The sequence below is a fragment of the Candidatus Vondammii sp. HM_W22 genome, assembly GCF_022530855.2.
Taxonomy (GTDB): Bacteria; Pseudomonadota; Gammaproteobacteria; order Chromatiales; family Chromatiaceae; genus Vondammii.
In genome coordinates, this window is record NZ_CP099567.1 from 64,682 (window position 1) to 80,748 (window position 16,067).

Annotated in this window: 10 protein-coding genes; all 10 read left to right on the forward strand. The window is 57.1% G+C overall.

All coding sequences use genetic code 11. The features are described 5' to 3' along the window. Positions 1-2 precede the first annotated feature (2 nt). The 10 genes from MN084_RS00245 (at position 3) to rsxE (ending at position 16,067) form a co-directional block, all read left to right on the forward strand. A complete protein-coding gene (locus MN084_RS00245; RefSeq protein WP_241085338.1) occupies positions 3-1,253 on the forward strand; it encodes an NADH-ubiquinone oxidoreductase-F iron-sulfur binding region domain-containing protein in 1,251 nt (416 codons plus the stop codon). Positions 1,254-1,311: 58 nt separating this feature from the next. Further along, the gene (locus MN084_RS00250) at positions 1,312-3,219 is read left to right on the forward strand and encodes a 2-oxoacid:acceptor oxidoreductase subunit alpha (protein ID WP_241085337.1); all 1,908 of its coding nucleotides are present in this window, start codon (positions 1,312-1,314) and stop codon (positions 3,217-3,219) included. 13 nt (positions 3,220-3,232) lie between these two features. Beyond that, entirely contained in the window at positions 3,233-4,186 is a 954-nt protein-coding gene (locus MN084_RS00255) for a thiamine pyrophosphate-dependent enzyme (protein ID WP_241085336.1), read from the forward strand. A 27-nt stretch (positions 4,187-4,213) separates the two neighbouring features. Beyond that, positions 4,214-6,700 (forward strand): ferredoxin, encoded by a 2,487-nt coding sequence (locus MN084_RS00260; RefSeq protein WP_241085335.1) that lies wholly within the window; start codon positions 4,214-4,216, stop codon positions 6,698-6,700. A 255-nt stretch (positions 6,701-6,955) separates the two neighbouring features. Next, complete coding sequence (locus MN084_RS00265) at positions 6,956-7,828, forward strand: RnfABCDGE type electron transport complex subunit B (protein ID WP_241085334.1); 873 nt, start codon at positions 6,956-6,958, stop codon at positions 7,826-7,828. After that, positions 7,815-12,389 carry a 4Fe-4S binding protein gene (locus MN084_RS00270; RefSeq protein ID WP_241085333.1) on the forward strand — a complete coding sequence of 1,525 codons (4,575 nt, stop codon included), beginning with the start codon at positions 7,815-7,817 and terminating at the stop codon, positions 12,387-12,389. Before MN084_RS00265 ends, MN084_RS00270 begins: the two co-directional genes overlap by 14 nt. Positions 12,390-12,401: 12 nt before the next feature. Then, the gene (gene rsxC / locus MN084_RS00275) at positions 12,402-13,742 is read left to right on the forward strand and encodes an electron transport complex subunit RsxC (protein ID WP_241085332.1); all 1,341 of its coding nucleotides are present in this window, start codon (positions 12,402-12,404) and stop codon (positions 13,740-13,742) included. After that, entirely contained in the window at positions 13,739-14,758 is a 1,020-nt protein-coding gene (locus MN084_RS00280) for an RnfABCDGE type electron transport complex subunit D (RefSeq protein WP_241085331.1), read from the forward strand. Before rsxC ends, MN084_RS00280 begins: the two co-directional genes overlap by 4 nt. After that, positions 14,755-15,420, forward strand: coding sequence for an FMN-binding protein (locus tag MN084_RS00285; protein ID WP_241085330.1), 666 nt, complete (start codon positions 14,755-14,757; stop codon positions 15,418-15,420). The genes MN084_RS00280 and MN084_RS00285 overlap by 4 nt, the downstream gene beginning before the upstream one ends. Continuing rightward, positions 15,417-16,067 carry an electron transport complex subunit RsxE gene (rsxE, locus tag MN084_RS00290; protein WP_241085329.1) on the forward strand — a complete coding sequence of 217 codons (651 nt, stop codon included), beginning with the start codon at positions 15,417-15,419 and terminating at the stop codon, positions 16,065-16,067. Before MN084_RS00285 ends, rsxE begins: the two co-directional genes overlap by 4 nt.

The following is a 16,067-nucleotide window of genomic DNA, read 5'->3' on the forward strand; positions in this document are numbered from 1 at the left end:
CGATGCCAAATGAGAGTCTTAACCAGGTTCTGCTTCACCCGAACAGCCGGGTCGGCGCAAACTTGAGCGCCTGGCTTAAGGGTTTTGGCGGCGAAGGCCTGTTGGCCGCACTGGGAAACTGCGATGCAATCATCCCGGAAATCAAAAGCGCCGGCCTGCTAGGCCTGGGTGGCAGCGGCTTTCCCACCTATATTAAATGGGAAGCGGCGGCCGCCCAGAGCAGCCATGAAAAATATCTGATCTGCAACGGCAACGAAGATGAGCCGGGCACATTCAAGGACCGTATTCTGCTGGAGGAGACACCTCACCAGATAATCGAGGGAGCCACCATTACCGCCCTTGCCACAGGCATCAGTCGGATTATCTTCTATATCAATCCTCACCTGAAAAAACCGCTGGAGAACATACAACAAGCCGTGGCCCAGTGGGAAGAGTCAGAACTCTATTTCACCTCCTCGAAGAGACTGAAGCAACCGCTCACCTATCAAGTGATTCCCAGTTCTGGACACTATATTGGCGGAGAAGAGACGGCGGCAATTGAGTCAGTGGAGGGGAAATTCCCCTTCCCTCGCGGCAAGCCGCCATTTCCTTCGGAGTCCGGCGTCCGTGGACATCCCACCCTGATCAATAATATGGAGACCCTGGCCAATGTCCCCCACATTCTCCGTAAGGGGGCCGAGTGGTACCGTAATCTCGGCCTGGGAGAAGCCAATGGCACCAAAATCTACTGCCTGAGTGGCGACGTCCTAAAGCCGGGTGCCTACGAACTGCCCATGGGTACCCCGCTGTCGGAGTTGATCGACAAATACGGCGAAGGTATGCTGGTGGGCAAGCAATTGAAGGCCGTTTTCACCGGCGGCCCATCCAACACTATTTTGACCCCGAAGGACCTGGATGTGCATCTTGATTTCGATTCGGTAAAAGCCCGCCGTTCAGCCCTGGGCACTGGCGCCATGATCGTCGTATCCCAAGGTACCGGCATCGTCAAACGAGTCACAGAGTATGTCGATTTTTTCGCCTCCTCCTCCTGTGGACAGTGCCCTCCATGCAAAACCGGCACCTATTATGCGTCCCAGTTATTGGGGAAAATCGATACCGGCCAAGGCACACGAGCAGACCTCGATACATTAATCGACCTCTGCAAAATCCTCCCGGGTGCTGGGCGATGCCACCTGCTGGACGGTGCCATCAAGGTCATCGACAGCTCGCTATACCATTTTATGAGTGAGTATGAGCAGTCACTGAGAAACTAAATTTTTAGCTGCAAAAGAATACTCCCCCTGCAATGCAATTGAGTAACAGGCTAATCTTATGACGACACTGAGTGAAGAGACAGACGCCAACGTAGTCGAAGGCAAATTCGGCAAGGCAATACAGCTCAATGAGCATATTGTTGAAATTGTCAGCGACTCGGGTGAGGGGGCGCAGAAATGCGGCCAGACCTTTGGTGCCATCAGCGCCAAAATGGGCAATGGCGTCTGGACGGTGGAGATCATCCCCGCCGAGATCCAGCCACCCGCCCGCTCACCGGCAGGCGCCAGCGGAATTCGCATCCGTGTCGGCTCTAAACAGGTCACCAACATGGGCAACGAGGCCGATCTGGTGGTCTCTTTCAACGAGCAGGTACTCTACTCCAGGATCGCCAATGGCGCCTACCGGAAAGGCTCCATCGTTCTGCTCGAGAATAAATGGGCACATGATCCTCAGGAACATATTCAGAAACAGTATGCCGATGCAGTTAAAGAGTTCGAGGAAAATGGTCTGGTGGTCCATGAGATCCCCATGGAGGAGGAGTGCCTGAAGCTGGTCGCCAATCCCCGCAAGGGAAAGAACATGTTTGTGCTCGGCATGCTCTGCCACATCTACAGCAGGAGCACCGAACGGGCTAAAAAAGAGATCGCTAGCACCTTTGCACGCAAGGGCAATAAGGTGATCAAAAGCAATCACGACCTGTTCGATGCCGGCTACGAATTTGCCAAAAAGAGCGTATCACTGCACTGGGATATCCCGGTAAAAGATCAGGGAGAGCACAAACCCATCCTGGTCACCAACGGCAACCAAGCGGTCGGACTGGGTGTCATGGCCGCCGGCATGGAGATGATATCCATGTACCCAATCACCCCGGCCACCTCAGCCACCCACTACGTCTCAGACGTATTTCAACAAGTCGGTGGTTTCGTGCATCAGGCAGAGGACGAGATTGCCGCCATCGGTTTCGCCATCGGCTCCTCATTCGCCGGAAAGACCGCCTGCACCATCACCTCCGGCCCTGGCATGGCGCTGAAGACTGAAATGATCGGCCTGGCGGTGATGTCCGAAATCCCCCTCGTCATCGTCAATGTACAGCGCGGCGGCCCATCCACCGGACTGCCAACGAAGGTGGAGCAGGGTGATCTGCTCTCAGCCCTGTATGGTGAACCGGGTGATGCTCCAAAAATCGTTATCGCTCCCGCCACCATCGAGGAGTGTTTCCACTACGTAATCATGGCGCGCAAACTGGCAGAGTCCTTCCGTGGACCGGTCATCATGCTGACCGATGCCAACCTGGCCACCGGAGTGCAACCTTATCCACGCCCGGAACTGAGCGAAGACTGGTTTGCTGCACCAATCGATCAATCACCATGGGACCCGAATGTTCCCGCCTATGACTGGGATGAAGGGACCGGCCTCTCTCAGCGTCCGATTCCAGGTCAACGGGGCGGTGAATATGTACTCACCGGCCTTTCCCATACCAACCACAGCAAAGTGGCCTATGACTCGGATACCAACCAGTCCACTTGTGAGCACCGCAGCCGCAAACTGGCGGCGCTGCACAAAACCCTTAAGCCACCAAAAGTACACGGCGACGAAGAGGGCGATCTGCTGATCGTCGGCTGGGGCTCAACCCTGGGCGCCATCGAAGAGGCGGTGGACATATTGCGCAAGGAGGGTAATAAAGTCTCCTCTGTACATCTGCGCTTCCTCTCTCCCCTGGAGCCCGGCCTGCCTGAAATTTTCTCCCAGTTCAAGAAGGTGATGACCGTGGAGATCAACTACAGCGACAGACTGGATGCACCGCTCATCACCCTGGAAAACCGGCGTTATGCCCAGCTCGCAATGATACTGCGAGCACAAACACTGGCGGATATTGACTGCTGGTCCATGGTCTACGGCCATCCGCTACAGCCAGGTATGCTGCACGACGTGATCAGCAATAAGCTGAAAGCCCTGAATAACTAAGGAGAACCCCCCTATGTTTGGACTCAAAGCTGACTGGTCCGTTGAAGTCTTTGACCGCTATTTCACCTTGGGCAATTATGCCGGAGGCGAGGCGCGCTGGTGTCCTGGCTGCGGCGATTTTGCCGTGCTCAATACCATGCACCGTGTTCTCCGGGATGCCCAGATGCCACCGGAAAAAACGGTGGTTGTCTCCGGTATTGGCTGCTCCAGCCGACTGCCACACTATGTAGGCACCTATGGCTTCCACGGCCTGCATGGCCGCGCCCTGCCAATTGCAAACGGCATCAAATCACGCCGCCCTGATCTCGACGTCTGGGTCGGCACCGGCGATGGCGACTGCTTCTCAATCGGTGCAGGACCCTGGATTCACGCCATGCGCTACAACATGGATATGGTGATCCTGATTTTTGATAACGGCATCTATGGCCTGACCAAAAAACAGACCTCTCCCACCACCCCCACAGGAGAGTGCACCAATACCCACCCGAAGGGCGCCCCTCTGCCGCCACTGAATCCATTGACAGTGACCCTGGGTATTTCAAACGTCTCTTTCGTGGCTCAGGTGCCGGACTGGAATCCGCCGCTGCTCTACGAAACAATCAAGGCTGCCCACGAGCACCGTGGCACCAGTTTTGTACGCATTCTTCAACGTTGCCCGGTATTTTCCGAATCCTACTGTAAGCCGATGCAGGAACACCCGGACCAGATGCTGCTGCTGATCCATGAGAACGGCATTCACGCCGGTGACAGCGTCAAGCGCGTATTCACCTGGCACCTGGAGCATGATCCTACAAACTGGGTCAAGGCGATGGAGATAGCTCACGACACCACCAGGATACCCATGGGACTGATCTACTATAACCCCAACGCTCAGGTTTACGAGGATCTCTCCGCCCAGGGCCTCGACAAGACCAACGAAGAGAAAATGGCTGCGATCAATGCCGCCTTCGACGCCTTCGCGATCTGATCCATCAATAATCGAGGCAGCACCAGCATGACAGCAGCACTGAGTGTTAACGGATGGACCGACGAGGCAGAGTCGCTCCCGGCCATACCGACTGAAGTGAAAGATGCAGAGGCCAGTAAGGAGATTCTCCACGCTCTGCGGCACTTTCATTTGGGCAACCCCGGGGTACGGAAGCAATTCGAACCGCTGGCAGATGATCTGCTGCCGCCGTTGCTGAATCCCTATCGTGACGCCACCAGATTACGGTACGACTACCCGCTGTTCCTCTATCCGGCGGATGATGAGACCGGGAATGAGGCGCCCGTGTTGGCTAAACCCATCGCCCGGTTTCTCCAGGATATGGCCAACTCGTTCGCTCCGGACGAAGGCAGCACTCAAATACTCAAGGATAATCTACCGCGCCTCGAATGGGATCTACGCAACCATCTGCGCAACGAAAATGCCCCGGTCGATGCCAGAACCACCCTCACAGAACTCGCTTCAGCGATGGTTGAGAGGCTGCATCTCAACAGCGAAAGCAGCGAAATACTGCGCAACGACCTTGACAGACTGATTGATGCTGCTCCAAAAAATGGACAGTTTCTGGCCTATGGCCAGTATCCCGCTATCCATCTGCTGATCCATGTCATCCGCAGTCGGATAAAGCCACGGCAAATCCAGTTTCAGCAACAGATCCAGGGGTATATCCGTGATCTGAACAAGCTGCTCCAGGTGGAAAGGGATAAATCGGCCGAAGCCACCCAGCCGGAAAGTCTTGAGAACAGTGTCGGCTTTGGCGCCGACATGTTCGATCCAGCGGCACTCTCAAAGGTAATGGATCACTCCCACGGATCTATCGGCATGTCTGCCGAACGACTGCAACGGGTAAAAGACGCGCTCAGCACCCTGGAGTCTTACCAAGGGGAGGAGATCCTGGGGCGCTTTGTCCATATGGGCACGCTGGATACGACGCACCTCGCAGGAATCCCCGGTTTTGAGGTGACCACCGCCCCTGAACCCTGCGCTCATGCCACTGAACTCTTTGATCGGGAAGCAGAGCAGCTGGCAAAGGTCTTTGCTGCTGCCCGCATCGCCAGACTGGAGATCGAAAGCCTCTACGATCCTGCCATACATGACCCCTGGTTTGACAACTTCAGCTGGGAGGCCTTCTCCCAGGACGAGCTACTGCTGGTGCCCGCCGTGATTGCCTTGGATGCAGCGGACCGGGTGGCCGGCCCCAGCATGCAGGCATTTTCACAATTATTGAGCTCAGGCCGTCCAGTACACATACTGGTCCGCGTCCTGGCCCATGCCAACCCGGGCACCTCAACCAATAGCGACCCCTTCAGCAATTACCGCTCTGAACTCGGCTATTTTGGCATCAGTCATCGTCAGGCAGTGGTCTCCCAGGCCTCTGCCGCCCGCCCTGAAAAGCTGCTTGAACACTTCTCAACCGCCCTTGAGGCAACCCGTACCAGTCTCCATCTGATCAACGTCGGATTGCGGCCAACGGGAGAAGATGCCGGACTCAACGCCTGGCTGATTGCGGGTGCGGCTCTGGAGGGGCGGGTTCATCCGTTTTTTCATATCAACCCCTCTGCCGGTGACAGTTTTGCCGACCGTATGGATTTCAGCGGCAATCCTCAGCCGGAAAAAGAGTGGCCGGTCAGCCCTTTCAGCTACCTCGACGAAAACAGCAGTCAGGTGGATACCGAACTGGCCTTCACCTTTGCCGACTACGCGCTGCTCATCAACAATCTGCACGAACATTTTGCACCCGTACCCCTGGTCTGCGAATCAGACAGTCTGCTGCCGATTGCCGAATACCTGGCCCTCTCACAAGAAGAGGCGGAAACCTCTATCCCCTTCGTCTGGGGGGTCAACAAAGCTGGTGAACTGAGACAGCTGGCAATCACCCGCACTCTGGTTCAGGCCTGCCGCGACCGGCTGAATTTCTGGCATACCCTGCAGGAGATGTCCGGAATACGTAACCGCTATGTGGAACTGGCGGTGGAAGAGGCGAGCCAGCAGATCAAGGCAGAAGCGGCAGCGGAACGGGAGCAACTTAACGAAGAACATGAGCAGGCGCTCGACACAGCACGCGCCGAAGTGGCTGGAGAGGTCATGGGTCGCTTGACCGATGTACTGCTCGGCATGGAGTTCACCACCGGCACAGCTCAAATGCCAACCGCAACCAGCGCACCCTCACAGCACGCCGAAACGGCTGCAGAAGAAATGAGTGAAGCGGAAGCATCTGCGGCCGAAGAAGAGGAGGAGGCGCTTGGTTTCGATGAAGCCTGGATCGACAGCCCCCTCTGCACCACCTGTAATGACTGCACTAACATGAACCCACTGATGTTCGTCTACAACGACAATAAACAGGCAGTAATCGCCGATCTGAACGCCGGCACCTACTTACAGTTGGTGGAAGCGGCCGAGATCTGCCCCTCGAAGTGCATACATCCGGGTAAACCATTCAATCCCGGCGAGGCGGGACTGGAAGAGCTGGTCGAACGTGCGGCAGCTTTCAACTAAAGGACGGGATGAGATCAGTGGAGTCACTGCTTATTTTGTAGGTTCTCAATAAGCCCGTGCAGGCATCTCCATACCCTCTCGCAAACATCTGCACGATGTCTGTTGAGAGGTGACATTATTTTACTGTTTATGAGGTTTGATACATTCAGAAAGCAATGGTTAACCTGAATCGAAAAACGCTCTCCACTGCCAGTTGCGCTAATCAAAGCGAGGCCCGGCTACACCTCGATAATCCGGCAACAACGGAAACTCGCCATGGTGTTTGATCCAGGCAACCTCATCACTGCCCCTGCAGTCATGGCCGGAATGGGGCTCTTTTTTGGAGTGATTCTGGCCGTTGCCTCACGCGTATTCAGAGTAAAAGAAGACCCCAGGCTACTGGGAACGGAAGAGCTGTTGCCAGGCACCAACTGCGGTGCCTGTGGCGAGCCGGGTTGCGCCCCTTTTGCCGAGGCACTGATCAAGGGCGAAGTGCAGCCAAGCGGTTGTACGGTCGCCAGTGAAGATACGGTTGAGGCCATCGCCGAATTCCTCGGAGTCGATGCCGGTGAGCAGGAGAAACGGGTCGCCCGCCTGCACTGCGCAGGAGGTCAGGCACAAGCATTCCAGATCGCTGAATACCGTGGCTTCGAGGGCTGTCGCGCAGCAGCCGTGGTATCCGGTGGCGGCAAGGGCTGCTCCTGGGGTTGCCTGGGGCTGGCGGATTGCGAAGTTGCCTGCACCTTTGATGTTATCTATATGAACAGCAACGGCCTCCCGGAAGTGGATACCGTTGGCTGCACCGCCTGCGGCGACTGTGTCGACGCCTGCCCAAGAGACCTGTTCGAAATCATTCCACTCAACCAGAAGCTGTTTGTTCAGTGCAATACACCCCTCGAAGGGGATGCCGCTGTAGCACTCTGCTCCGTCGCCTGCGACGCTTGCGGCCGCTGCTCATCAGATGCCGTTCCCGGACTGATCGAGATGCTGGATAACCTGCCCAGTATCCACTATGAATCCGGTTTGCCGGTAACGCCGGCTGCTATCAACCGTTGCCCTACCGGTGCCATTCAATGGCTGGAAGGTGACCAGTTCCACGACCGGACAACGGCCGAAACCGAAGAGGAAATACGCTATGCCCAGCTTTAACGACATGGCCATACGTCTCTACCGACGTTTCTTCAATGTCTCTAACATCCATCCGGATGCCAAAGAGGCCGATGCCGTTATCGATGGCAACAGCGCCATTGCATTCACTGAGGCCTGTATCGCCGACGTCGCCGTCCTCGGCGGCACAGCTTCCGCCACTGGAGCCGCTCTGGCATGGCGTCATGAGGTTCAACGGCTCTCCAGTAATCTTTTTAGCGGCGCACTGAACAGCCAGGATACCGAAGGCCCCCGTGGCGCCCTGGCCGCAGCCATCGGTCAATCCATGGCAGGCAGAAGGGCTACCGCTTTCCTGTCAGCACCTGACTTGGCTACCGCCCAGGATTTGCTGGCGAACGCTGCCGGACGCCATCTGCCACTTGTGATCCATCTCAACAATCAGGCACTCCCGGCCCAGGGACAGGTTCTGGGAACGGGCCATGAAGCACTGCACCAGGCAGCCGACAGCGGCTGTTTTATCCTCTTTGCCGCCAATGTTCAGGAGGCCGTAGACTTTACCCTGATAGCTCGAAAGGTGGCAGAGGCTGCACTGATCCCTGGTCTGGTGGTGATGGATGGCGACCGCACTGCTCTCTCAACCCAGGAACTCCATCTCCCCTCTCCGGGACTGATCCACAACTTCCTTGGCGCCTCAAGCGAGCAGATCGATTCCCCTACCCCGGCTCAGGAGATCCTGTTCGGCAAACAACGTCCGCGGGTTCCCCGCTGGCATGATCTTGACCGCCCGATGCTTCAGGGCTCACTCCAGGACCCCACCACCTTTGCCTTGGGAGTCGCCGGTGACCGCCCCTATTTTGATCAGCACCTCGACGCCATACTGACCCAGACATTCGAGCAGTTTGCCAAGCTTTCCGGACGTCGATACAGCGAACTCTCCAGCCAAGGGGTGGAGGGGGCCAGCCTAGTCCTGGTGGCTCAGGGCTCGGCCGTCGAGACGGCTGAGGCCGTGGCCCGTCAACTTGGGAAAAAGGCAAAACTGAAAACAGGTGTACTCGGTATTCATTGCCTGCGCCCCTTCCCGGGAGCGAAGCTGATCAGCCAGCTCAGCGGCAAAGCATCGGTTGCCGTTCTTGAGCGGCTCGAAACCCCACTGGCAGGTGATCCGCCGCTGTTGCGGGAACTGCGGGCCGGTCTGGACCGCGCCCTGGAAAACAGCCGTTTTGGAGAGGCTGTCCACCCCGGCTATCCCGAGCTGGATGCCCAGCAGCGCCCTACCCTTCACTCGGCCATCTATGGCACAGGCGGCCTCCCGCTTGATGCAGCCGAACTCACCCACTGGTGCAAAGATCTAAAGGGTAAGCACCCTTCACGTGTTTATCTTGGGATCGACTTTCACAATAGCTCCAATACCCACCCAAAGCGTCAAGTCCTGCTGGATCGTATTCGCCGGGCATACCCTGATATCGAACAATTGGGAGTGCGCTTGAAGGGCGAAAGAGATGATTCCAGGCCCAATGGCACCCTCACGCTGAAAGTTTACCGACAGAGTGGAAGAGGCGGTGAAACCATTGCTGCTGAAGCTGGCAGTATGCTGCAGCACCTCGAAGACGGCTCGGTAAGGACCTTGCCTGGCCTCTCCTGGGATGATTGGGCGGGCTGGTCCAGCGACCTGATGCACCACACACCCGAAGGGTCCGGTGATCCCGGAGACAACACCCCCGTGGACTTTGCACTGGCCTGCAGTCCGGAGAATCTTGCCTCTGCACAGCTGCATCAGGCCTTGATACAAAATGCCGGGTTACTGGTCGCTGGTGCCGACAATGACGACCGGCTATGGCGCGCTCTTGGCGCTGAAACGCGGGCTGCCATCTTAAGCAAGTCCCTGGCTCTCTATCACCTACCACCACAGGATTTACCTGACTACTCCATCGTTTCAGATGCACCATCCAATGCAGAGATGGCGGATGCCTATCTCCTTGGCGGCCTCTTCGCTGCCCTGCAAAAACAGACCCTGATCGACCAAACCCTGCGGCGCATTCAAGCGACACTGGAGAAGAGCCTGGAAGGATTAAGTGATGCTGAACAGACGGCACTGACAAGCACTTTTGAAGCCGGTTTTGAAGCACTGCGGCAGGTTGAAACCAGCCAATTCAGTCATCCTGTTGGCAGCTCCGGCAACTGGAGTGATGATGCACCTCTGGCTATTCAGCACCTGGGGACTAGCGACAGAACCATCGGCAGCCTGCCACGATTCTGGGATCAGGTCGGTATCCTTCACCGCGATGGCAGCAGTGACACGCTCACCGCCGACCCCTTTCTCTCCACCGGTGCCATACCGCCCCTCAGCGCCACTTTCCGTGATCTCAGCGAACCCGGCAGCGCCATCCCGGCATTTTCACCGGAAGCCTGTACCGGCTGTGGCGACTGCTGGACCGCCTGTCCCGACAGCGCCATCGGCGTCGTGGCAATGACCCCTTCGAGCCTGGTTAACGGCGGCATTCAAATGGCAGGTGCCGATGCTGTGCGGCAGATCGGCTCAAAACTTGCGGCCAGGATCAGCGCCTTGGGCAGAAGCGGCGATACTGACGGAAACCTTGCGGGCGAGCTATTGGGCCAGGCCTGGGATTGGCTTCAACAGAAGGCCCCGCTGCCGGAAGAGCGTAAAGCGACCATCCAGGAAGGCTTTGACCGCCTGGTCAATCAGATCGGCAACCTGCCGATGGCGATTACTGACGGCCTGTTCCATGAGGGAGAGAAAGAGAAAAAAGATGGTGGCGCCCTACTCTCCCTGGTGATCAACCCCGAGGCTTGCAAGCGGTGCGGCATCTGTATTGCCACTTGTGAACCTGAAGCCCTGACAGCCGCCGCCCGGACGGCAGATGAGATCGAACAGGACCGCACATTATGGCGTACCTGGCAAAAAACCCCGGACACAGAATCGCATACTATTGAACACGCTATAGAGACCGGCACGCTGGACCCAATGGCAGCACTACTGATGTCCCGTTACTGCTCCCAGGCGATGGCGGGGGGTGATGGCGCAGAGGCTGGGTCCGGTGAAAAGATCGCCCTTCGCATGGCCCTTTCTGCCACAGAATATCAACAGCAGCCGCTGCAGTATCATTTCACTCAGGAGCTGAATGAAGCGCGCAACCACATCAATGAGCTGATCCAGGAGACCCTTACCGACGCCCTGCCGACCGATGATCTAGCGACTCTGGCAGAGAATCTCCAACAGGTGCAGGGGCGCCATGCCGATCTTACCACCCTAACTCAGCGTGCCGAGGGAAGCGGCATCGACACCCAACGCATAACCCGGCTGGTAGAGTTGGCACAAAACCTCGGCGCTGCCTACTGGCGGCTATCGGAAGGGAAACAGGGCCTGGGCCGAGCTAGATTCGGCCTGGCCGTGGCCCCCGGCACACTTGCCCAATGGGCGGGAGTTTTTCCCAACAATCCCTTCCAGGCGCCGGTTACTCTGGATATGACAGGCGATGCGGCCCAACTGGCCGCGGGCCTGCTCCAGGGTCAGCTGGCAGAAGCGGTTGATACCCTGAACCAGCTGCATCAGGCGAATAAGGAACTGGGCAAAAACAACAAGGATCAGCGCCACACTCTGACCTGGGACAACCTTACCGATGATGAGCGCAGGCTCTGCCCTCCGCTGTTTCTGGTGGGCAGTGAAGCCGAACTGGGTGGACGCGGCTTCACCCAGGTAGCCTGGCTGCTCAATTCCGGCATGCCGGTAAAGATTCTTGTGCTGAGCGAGCTGGACCTGGGGCTTGATACCCGGGGTGTTAAAGCAAAGCCTCTGGCCTCCAGTCAGGATGCACGCACCGACCTTGGGCTGATGGCACTGGCCCAGCGCCAAGCCTATGTCGCCCAGAGTTCTATCGCTGAGCCGGGGCACTTCCGCCAGAGCCTGAAAGAGGCCCTGAGTTTCACCGGTCCCGCCCTGATTCGTCTCCATGCACCCAGCCCACAGCGTCACGGCTTTACCACGGACAAAACCCTGGAACAGGCAGCGGCTGCGGTGCGCAGCAGGGCCTTTCCACTGTTCCGTTATCACCCGGAAGAGGATGGCGTTTTTGGCAGCCGGATTACCCTGGAAGGCAACCCGGAACCCCAACAGGCCTGGGTTGCCAATGACGCTGAAGAACCCATAACACCACTCTCCTGGGCGGCAGCGGAAGAGCGCTTTGCCAGCCACTTTTCCACTCTGGAACAGGGCGCTGCATCGCCGATAAAAACGGATGACTGGCTCGCCCTGGAGGCTGGCAAGCGAGCCGGCAAGACCCCCTTCGTTGAAATCGACCAAGAGGAGAGCACACAGCGCTGCCAAGTCTCCACAGAGCTGATGGCTGAAGTTGAGAAGCTGAGCCACATCTGGCGCACCCTGCAGGAGTTGGCAGGGCTTGTCACGCCGTTCACGGAGCGGGTTAATCGTGAAGCGGAGGCGCGTGTTGCTGAGGAGCATCAGGCGGAACTGGATGCACTGAAAAAAGAGCACGAAAGGCAGATACAAGCAGTTCGGGATGGCGTTCAGGGCGATATGGCTGGCCAATTACGGAATAGATTGATGTCTCTGGCCGGGTATAAATAAGGCGCTACTCCCATGTCACTGTTAAACCTATTCCAAACTTCTTTCCGCCACGGCGTCCACCCCGCGGGCAATAAAGAGCAGACGGCGGACCGGCCAATCCAGCGGTTCCCTTTCGTCGAGCACTATGTAATGCCACTGGGGCAGCACATCGGCGCGCCGGCCAAACCGGTTGTCGAGGTGGGCGACAAGGTAGTACGTGGCCAGCTGATCGCCGAAGCCAGGGCCTTTGTATCCACCTGCCTGCACAGCCCGGTAACTGGCCGGATAAAAGATATCGGGCCTCATCGCTATACGGATGGCACCTTCAAGCCGGCGATAGAGATTGAAGCAGACCCCTTTGCCACCCAGCAGTTAGAGCTTAAATCACCGATCGACTGGCAATCGCTCTCCATGGACGAATTTATCGCCCAGGTTCAGCAGGCAGGTATTGTCGGCATGGGCGGTGCCGCTTTTCCCGCCCATGTAAAATACGCCATCCCTGAAGGGCAGAAAATCCACGACCTGCTGGTCAACGGGGCCGAGTGCGAGCCCTACCTGACCAATGATCATCGCCTGATGATGGAGCGGCCCGAGGCACTGCTACGCGGCATCGAGATCTTGATGACCAAGTTGGGCGCAGAGCGCGCCACCATTGGCGTTGAGTCCAACAAGCCTGAGGCGATCGAGGTACTGAACCGACACCTTGATCCTGATGGACCCATCGACGTGATATCCCTGCCGGTAAAATACCCTCAGGGTGCGGAAAAAATGTTGATTAAAGCAGTCTATGACAAAGAAGTTGCGGCAGGAGAGTTACCAAGGGATATGGGGGTCGCTGTGAATAATGTTGGCACCCTGGTAGCCGTTGCCGACTGGTTTGATCGCCGCATGCCACTGATCGAACGGGTAGTAACCGTCTCAGGACCGGGAGCCGCCTATCCGGCTAACCTGATCGTGCCCATCGGCACCCCGGTGCACGATGTACTCCAGTTTTGCGGCGGCATAAAAGAGGAGACCAGAGAAGTGGTGATGGGAGGGCCGATGATGGGCGCCCCGATTGCCAGCCTGGATGTACCGGTTTTGAAAGGCAGTTCAGGCATTCTCGCCTTTACTGAGCAGGAGACGGCACGGCCCAGGGAGTATCCCTGTATCCGCTGTGCCCGTTGCCTGGAAGCCTGTCCCTATTTTCTTAACCCCTCCCGCCTAGCCCGGCTTGGCAAAGCGCGGCTATTCGAAGAGATGAGCGTGTATAAGGTTATGGACTGTGTGGAGTGCGGGGCCTGCACCTTTGCCTGCCCGTCAAATATCCCCATCGTGCAACTGATCCGCACCGCAAAAGACAATCTACGACATAACAAGGTGAAAACAGCGTGACGCAGAAAGATCCTCATCTGCTACTCCAGTCCGCCCCCATGCTGCGCCAGGGAATGACCACTCCTCAGGCGATGAAGGATGTCTGGTATGCATTGACACCCGCCGTTCTGGCGGCGCTCTGGTTTTTTGGCATTGGCGCTCTCCTGTTACTGATAACCACGATTGCAGGCGCTCTGCTGACAGAGTGGATTTTCACTTCAGAAGATCGACGAAGGACGGCGATCGGTGATAACAGCGCCGCACTTACCGGCTTGCTACTGGGGCTCACCCTGCCTCCTTCGCTGCCCCTCTGGATGGCATTTCTCGGCGGCGTGGTCGCTATCGGCCTCGGTAAGATAATCTGGGGTGGGCTCGGCAACAACCTGTTCAACCCCGCCCTGGTTGGCCGTGCCTTCCTGCTCGGCACCTTCCCTATCGCCATGACAACCTGGACAGCGGCAATCGGCCCATCCGGTTTTTTTGACATTCAGGGCAGCATTCTGGCGCTGCCGTTCCAATCGCCTGTCTATGATGCGATGTCTGCCGCAACTCCCCTGGGCCTGATGAAGTTTGAACAGCAGAGCACCGATCTCCTCAACCTGTTTATCGGCAATACATCCGGCTCCCTGGGCGAGACCAGCGGGCTGCTGCTTATCTTGGGTGGCCTGTTCCTATTGCTGCGACGGGATCTGGACTGGCGCATACCGGCGGCAATCTTCATCTCAGCCAGCCTCTTCTCCCTGGCCCTTTTCCTGACAGATTCAGTACGCTTTCCCGACCCCTTCTTCACGCTCTTCTCCGGCGGTATGTTACTGGGCGCCATCTACATGGCCACAGACCCGGTCACCTCGCCATTGACGCCCAAGGGAACATGGATATTCGGTATTGGAATCGGCATTCTGGTTGTGCTTATCCGCACCTTTGGCGGCCTGCCTGAAGGGATGATGTATGCCATTCTGTTGATGAATGCAGCGACACCGCTGATCGACCGTTACACCCAACCCCGTGTTTTTGGACGTGGGGGTAAGGCAAAATGAGCAATGATGTGACCAAAGAGCCGGGGAGCACACGGCTGGTTCTCTCTCTCGCCATTGCCGGTTTCATCTCGGGTGTCGCCATCATCGGTATCTACGAGGCGACGCTCTCCACCATTACTGAGAACAAGGCACGAGAGCTTCGCGAGGCTGTTTTCAAAGTGCTGCCCGGCGTCAGCCAGCTACAGCAATTGCAGTATAAAGATGACAAGCTGGTTGCCGCACCCGGAGAAAAACCAAGCGACCTGACGTTATACGGTGGTTACGATGAGAAAGGTGGCTTCATCGGCTACGCAATACCCAGTGCCGGACCGGGTTTCCAGGACACCATCAAAGTACTCTACGGTTATCTGCCGGAGAGCCGGCGTATTGTCGGCATGGAGATTCTGGAAAGCCGCGAAACTCCCGGCCTAGGCGATAAAATCTACAAAGATCCTGAGTTTGTTGCCAACTTCGCCAACCTCGCAGCAGATCCCTCAATCAAGACAATGAAAAAAGGGACCAAATCGGCCGCCAACGAAATTGACGCCATTACCGGGGCAACCATCTCCTCAAAGGCGGTTGCACGCATCATCAATGAAGGGCATCAACACTGGAAAGATCTGTTGCCACCACCCGGTAACGAGCCAAAGATTACGATTGACATAAAAGGAGGCGAACGGTGAAAACGAAAGACCAAAGCGCCTACGAAGAGTTGATAAAAGGCATCTGGCGCGACAATCCCGTGTTCGTCCAGGTTCTCGGCATGTGCCCGATGCTGGCAGTGACCAACTCTGCCATCAACGCGGTGGTGATGGGCATGGCGACCCTGTTCGTGCTGGTAGGCTCCAGCTTTCTGGTAGCCTCTCTGAAGAAGTGGATCCCGAAACAGGTCCGCATCTCCCTCTACGTTATTATCATCGCCACCTTTGTCACCGTGGCAGACTACACCCTGCTGGCCCTGATGCCTAAAGTGCATAAAGAGCTGGGGGCATTCATTCCTCTTATTGTTGCCAACTGCATGATTCTTGGCCGCCAGGAGGCGTTCGCCTCACGCAACAGCATCCGCTTTGCGGTGATGGATGCCATCGGCATGGCGATGGGCTTTATGCTGGCGTTGCTGGCGCTTGGCGGGATCCGGGAGATGCTGGGCAACGGGACACTTTTCAACATCCTCCTGTTCGGCGATAATTTCGAGCCCTGGGTCATCATGATTCTACCCCCCGGCGGCTTCCTCACCCTCGGCCTGATCCTGCTCTTCTTCAACTGGGTGACGGCCAGAAAAGCCGCCTTCCTGGCCCAGGTTGCGGATGCTGAGAAGGAGGCCGGGTAG

Excerpts from the sequence above, each read along its gene's own strand:
- MN084_RS00245 (WP_241085338.1), top strand. The coding sequence starts at position 3 with ATGCCAAATGAGAGTCTTAACCAGGTTCTGCTTCACCCGAACAGCCGG.
- rsxC (WP_241085332.1), top strand. The coding sequence starts at position 12,402 with ATGTCACTGTTAAACCTATTCCAAACTTCTTTCCGCCACGGCGTCCAC.
- MN084_RS00270 (WP_241085333.1), top strand. The coding sequence starts at position 7,815 with ATGCCCAGCTTTAACGACATGGCCATACGTCTCTACCGACGTTTCTTC.
- MN084_RS00255 (WP_241085336.1), top strand. The coding sequence starts at position 3,233 with ATGTTTGGACTCAAAGCTGACTGGTCCGTTGAAGTCTTTGACCGCTAT.
- MN084_RS00285 (WP_241085330.1), top strand. The coding sequence starts at position 14,755 with ATGAGCAATGATGTGACCAAAGAGCCGGGGAGCACACGGCTGGTTCTC.
- MN084_RS00250 (WP_241085337.1), top strand. The coding sequence starts at position 1,312 with ATGACGACACTGAGTGAAGAGACAGACGCCAACGTAGTCGAAGGCAAA.
- MN084_RS00265 (WP_241085334.1), top strand. The coding sequence starts at position 6,956 with ATGGTGTTTGATCCAGGCAACCTCATCACTGCCCCTGCAGTCATGGCC.
- MN084_RS00260 (WP_241085335.1), top strand. The coding sequence starts at position 4,214 with ATGACAGCAGCACTGAGTGTTAACGGATGGACCGACGAGGCAGAGTCG.